Origin of the sequence: Paenibacillus sp. MZ04-78.2, from assembly GCF_024213375.1 — a bacterium.
Classification (GTDB): Bacteria; Bacillota; Bacilli; order Paenibacillales; family NBRC-103111; genus Paenibacillus_G.
In genome coordinates this window covers 1-5186 of sequence record NZ_JANAVJ010000089.1, presented here as the reverse complement: position 1 = coordinate 5186, position 5186 = coordinate 1, and the positions used below count along the sequence as shown (strand labels likewise).

At 41.9% G+C, this 5186-nt stretch carries 4 protein-coding genes; all 4 read left to right on the top strand.

Translation table 11 applies throughout. From position 1 onward, the window contains the following. Positions 1-261 precede the first annotated feature (261 nt). Genes NLX71_RS25910 through NLX71_RS25895 form a run of 4 tightly spaced genes read left to right on the top strand, consistent with a single transcriptional unit; the run spans position 262 to position 5121 of the window. Positions 262-2100 carry a 3'-5' exonuclease gene (locus NLX71_RS25910; protein ID WP_254366661.1) on the top strand — a complete coding sequence of 613 codons (1839 nt, stop codon included), beginning with the start codon at positions 262-264 and terminating at the stop codon, positions 2098-2100. Positions 2101-2127: 27 nt separating this feature from the next. Next, a complete protein-coding gene (locus NLX71_RS25905; RefSeq protein ID WP_254366660.1) occupies positions 2128-4296 on the top strand; it encodes an AAA family ATPase in 2169 nt (722 codons plus the stop codon). Position 4297: 1 nt separating this feature from the next. After that, on the top strand, positions 4298-4741 hold the full coding sequence (locus NLX71_RS25900) for a hypothetical protein (RefSeq protein WP_254366659.1): 444 nt from the start codon (positions 4298-4300) through the stop codon (positions 4739-4741). Continuing rightward, entirely contained in the window at positions 4738-5121 is a 384-nt protein-coding gene (locus NLX71_RS25895; protein ID WP_254366658.1) for an McrC family protein, read from the top strand. Before NLX71_RS25900 ends, NLX71_RS25895 begins: the two co-directional genes overlap by 4 nt. Positions 5122-5186 lie beyond the last annotated feature (65 nt).

Sequence of the window (5186 nt, the reverse complement as noted above, 5' to 3'; positions counted from 1 at the left end):
AGTACGTACGGTTCGGAGGGGAGTTCTTCGAAACCTGTCACAGGAATGTGGTAAGGCGCGGGGTTCTTACCCTACTATCGATTCCGCCGCGCGGATATATCCACTTATAACTGGGTTAAGAACAAAATCAGGTCATGTGGGGAAGTACTTCAGTTAAGTGCTAATTTTCGTTCCGTTCATGCTATCGGTCAGTTTGTGAATGGTGAATTTATCGAGAGATTTCCGAGTACTGAAACGGAACATCAGGCAGCATTTGTAACGATGGAGACCAGATCGGGAAATCCGAGTGACAATATGTTGCACGGTGTCTATACAATCACCCATACGAAAATGTCAGGAGGAAAGGCCGCTATTGCGGAAGCAGACTCGGACCGGGTTGCTCGATACATTGCTTGGGCCTGCAGTGGACAGCTGAAAATTCAAGAGAAGCAATCAGGATATGATGGTGGTAATGTCTTGAGGGATGCAACTCCAGGTGATTTTCTTGTGCTCTTGAAACGTAGGGAATTTTTGCATCTCTATGCTGAAAAGCTTGAACAATACGGAGTTCCATCAATTACATCCGGGAGCTCAGCGATGTATGAGGAAATAGGCGCTCTTTCTTTACTTGCAAACTGCCTGAATGACCAAGGCGATCGGATTTCCCTACTTGCTGTACTGAAGGGAATGTTATTTACCGTCAGCGACAACGCGCTGTTTCATTACAAAATGCAAGGATTTCCTATCTCATATACATACTTACCGAATCGGGAGGAGGTATTCGAACAGTCGCTGCCTGTATACATGGCGTTGGAGAAGATTGCGGAATATGCGCGCATCATTCGGCAGTTGCCGGCACTGTCAGCACTCATTCATATCGTAGAGGATCTCGGGCTGATTCCGTTTGCGGCAGTTAGGTCAACTGGTCGAGCACGCGCTGGAACACTGATAAAGCTCCTGCATGTGCTGCAAAAGGATAGCATGGCCGTAACATGTTGGCCTGAGCTATGTTCTTATTTGCTCAAGATGGTGGAAGAAGCGAGGCTTGAGTGCGGGGATTTATTCGCAGGTCAGCAGAATGCCGTCCGTATTATGAACCTCCATAAAGCAAAAGGGCTTGAAGCGCCTGTGGTATTCTTGGCCTGTCCGTGTGGAGAATCTGATCACGACGCTTCCGAACACATAGATCGTTCTGACATTCCAGCACGTGGTTACTTTAGTATCATACGACGAAAGGGATATCAGGAAGAAGTTATAGCACATCCCCCTGGCTGGATAGAGCTCGCCGAGAGAGAACGATTGTATATGAATGCTGAGAAAGAACGATTGCTATATGTTGCCGCTACTCGCGCGAAGCAACTAATGATCATCAGTCGATATCCGGATCGCCCCGCGATTGACCCATGGAGTAGCTTTGAAAGCGGTCTTCATGAAGGGATGGAGTTGTTCGATGCTACTATTGCGCCGGTGATCCCCTCGCTCTACGATGTCGTGCATGATCAAAAAGTGGATGAAGCTGAAATTCGAGAATGGCGCAGCAAGTTGGCTGAGCCGACATACCGGACAGCTTCAGTGACGGAACTAGCGAAATCGGGAACTGCGCAACCACCTAGGCCTCTAAAGGGCAGGGGGATGGCGTTTGGCAGCACAGTACATCGATGCATTGAATTGCTGGGATCTATTGCAACACCGGGACAGTTGGAACTCCAAATCCAATTCATCGCTGAAGAAGAGGGCATGGAAGAGTCGCTTATTCCGGATGTAAAGACAATGATGGAAGATGTTGTAAATCATCCGCTTTGGAAACGGGCATTGAGAGCAAAGCGCAAAATTCATGAGTTACCCTTACGGACCATTCGAACTGACATAACAATAGAAGGTGCCACAGCAAAAACACTCTTCCTGAAAGGCGTTATCGATTTTCTATTTGAAGAAGAGGATGGCTGGGTCGTCATCGACTTTAAGACCGATGTCTATGAAGATGGACAGCAGCAGGCATTTGTTGATTTCTACCGGCCGCAGGTGACAGCTTATGTGGAAGAACTAGAACGAGCTTTTGGTTTGAAGGTCAAAGAGACAGGGTTGTATTTTTTGCATGGTAATGAATATGTCCAGCTTTAGCATCGGTCATGGAGGAGCAGTTGAATAATGTCAACCGAAGAGATCAATCAAAGAATCCAAAAGAGTATTGTCAACCGTGAATATCGAAAGGGGAAAGAAACTCGGTTTTATATTTTGACCGTGAAATATGATGATAATCACTACGGAGTTAAGCTTCTAGATAATCATGAGGAAATTGAATCAGCCGATATTATTGGCAGGTTGGATGCTGCTAAGAAAGCCGCTATGGAAATGCTTTGGAACAAGTTTCCCACTGCAACTATCTCAGATGCTACAATGGTTCATTATAAAGATGAGCTTTCAAATAAGGGGAACCGTCCAAGCAGAATTGGATGGCAAAAAGAATTGAATTCAGTGTTAAAAGGACTCTTTGCCCAAGCAGAGTCCTTCTCATTGAATAACAGTAATCTTGACAGAATACTTGAGCGATTTTCTGAGTACAGGAGAGTGAATGAGAAAGAATATGACTTGGAGCGCCAATCCAAACTTTCTGTGTTAAATCGATTAGCAGAATGGATGAATTTGATTTCATCAGAAACTGAACAGGCGAAAAAGGGATTGTTGGATTTATTCGCGGGACGAGATGCTTCTAATAAGGATCTTGTAAAAAATATGGAGAGATTATTGACCTCCCAGTACCAGCAGGTTAGAAACTTTAAAGTCCTTCTAGAAGAGCTTTCAATAGGAGAATTTTATGAACTCTTTACCGAGCTTATAGATAATGGCTTGACGCTAGAAGTAAGAAAACACTTCAATACGCATTATGAAAAGCTTCTTACCTCCGGTAAACTTATCAACCCCAATAGAGGATCTCTACTCATAACGGTACAATTGCTGGCTCTTCTACTCTCAGCTCATGATCCTAATAATTATATATTATACCAACCAAACGAGTTTTCAAGATTTCTTGAGACATTTGATATTACATTCCCAAATGATGTTTTGGAACGGTATGAATTATGCCTAATTGCAGCCAGATATGTGCTTCAGTACTCTTCAGAAAATGGATATTTAGTCTATGATTTCATAGATATATGTAACCTAGTTATGATGTTCGATTCTAGTTCACTTGGAGGTAATTCTGACAATATGAACAAAACTGTGGCAAAAAACCTGATTCTTTATGGTCCTCCGGGTACTGGCAAGACTTATAATGTTATTAATCATGCGTTAGAAGTTCTTAATCCAGATGTTGAACTCGATTTACTAACCAATCCGGCACGACGTGATGAGGCTGTTCAACTGTATAACCGTTACATCGAAAGCAATCAAGTCGTTTTTTGCACATTTCATCAGTCGTACAGCTATGAAGATTTTGTAGAAGGAATTCGTTTCGTGAAAGAATCAGAAGGATATGAAGTCCGGGATGGCGTGTTCAAGCGTATCTGCAACGCAGCTAGGGCTGTAGTCACCAAGAAAAAGCATACATATGATTTTGATTTAAGCACCATCAATTTTCATAAAATATCTCTGGGCAATTCGAAAGATGCCAATGATGACATATATGATTATTGCGTTCAGAACAATAAGATTGCTTTGGGCTGGGGAAATCAAGTCGATTATGGCCAGTGTAGCGATAAGATTACAATTCGAGAAAGATATTTCGGGTTAGCTAACGATGAAAGAAAATTTGGAGCAGATGCGGTTCATCGATTCAAACATGGAATTGATATTGACGATATTGTAATTGTTTCAAACGGGAATTATAAAGCAAGAGCAATCGGCAAGGTTACTGGCGAGTATGAATATGACGAAGCAGGAGTAATTGACTATCATCACTTTCGTAATGTAGAGTGGCTGTGGGTTAGTAAGGATGATGCAGATATCGTTCCAGTAGAGCGAATACTGCTTGATAAAAACTTTCAACAGCAGGCAATCTACATGCTGGCAAAAGAAGATTTGAATATAGAAAGCCTTCGAGAGTTAATCACTGGAAGAAATGAGCAGGGGACAGGTGAATCCCAGTTTGTTATCGTGATTGATGAGATAAATCGTGGTAATATTTCCAAAATATTTGGAGAGTTAATTACTTTGATTGAACCTGATAAAAGATTAGGGCAGAAAAATGAGATATCGGTTACCTTGCCGTATTCAGGATATAAATTCAATGTGCCTTCTAACGTTCATATTCTTGGTACGATGAATACATCCGATCGTTCCATCGCATTGCTTGATACCGCACTTCGTAGACTTTGAGATGATGCCCGATTATAATGTGCTTCCATCAGATGTTGAAGGTTTGGATGTACGTCTTCTGCTTCAAACAATAAATGCCCGAATCGAATACCTTTTTGATCGTGATCATGTTGTCGGGCATGCTTACTTTATTACTGAGAAGCCGACATTGGACTATTATATAGGCGTTATGCAACAAAGAATCATTCCGTTGCTGCAGGAATATTTTTATGACAACTGGGAATCTATAGAGCTTATGTTGGGTGGGGCCGGGAAGAATGAAAAGGACAAAGACTTTTTGATTATAAAGAAAACAGTCTCTGCTAACCAATTGTTTGTCCACACAACTGAACTGCCAGAGTATGAGAAAACTCGTTATACAGTACAAACTAACCCAACACTGAAGGCATTGACTCGCATCTATAAACAAAATGAAAATGCTGATAAGCAGGAAGAAGTCGAATGAAACATTTTGTTGTAACGGAATGCTATGCGTCAATTCTTATATCCGATCATGAGAGCAGCGCTTTATCTACATTACAGGCGGATGAACTATCCAGTTATATATCAATGAATCGATTGGATCAGGATCTGATTCGAGTATCAAGGAAAAGCGTTACTTTCATTAATTATGTTGGCTTCATTCAATTATCATCTTGCTCTATCGAAATACTTCCTAAAGTATCCAGCAATGAACCCTCCCAATCACGACGGGTACTATTGCGTATGCTGGAACGAACAGGTTACCTAGATATTCATGAGAGCCAGGTTGGACAAATTGATTATGAGAAAATGAACTTGTTCGAGATTCTTGCGTTTTTATTTACAGAGAAGCACGCCTGTTGATTAACCAGAATCAGGAAGCCGAAAATTGAAAAAAGGACGCTCTTTCGATAAAATCAATTCCACCA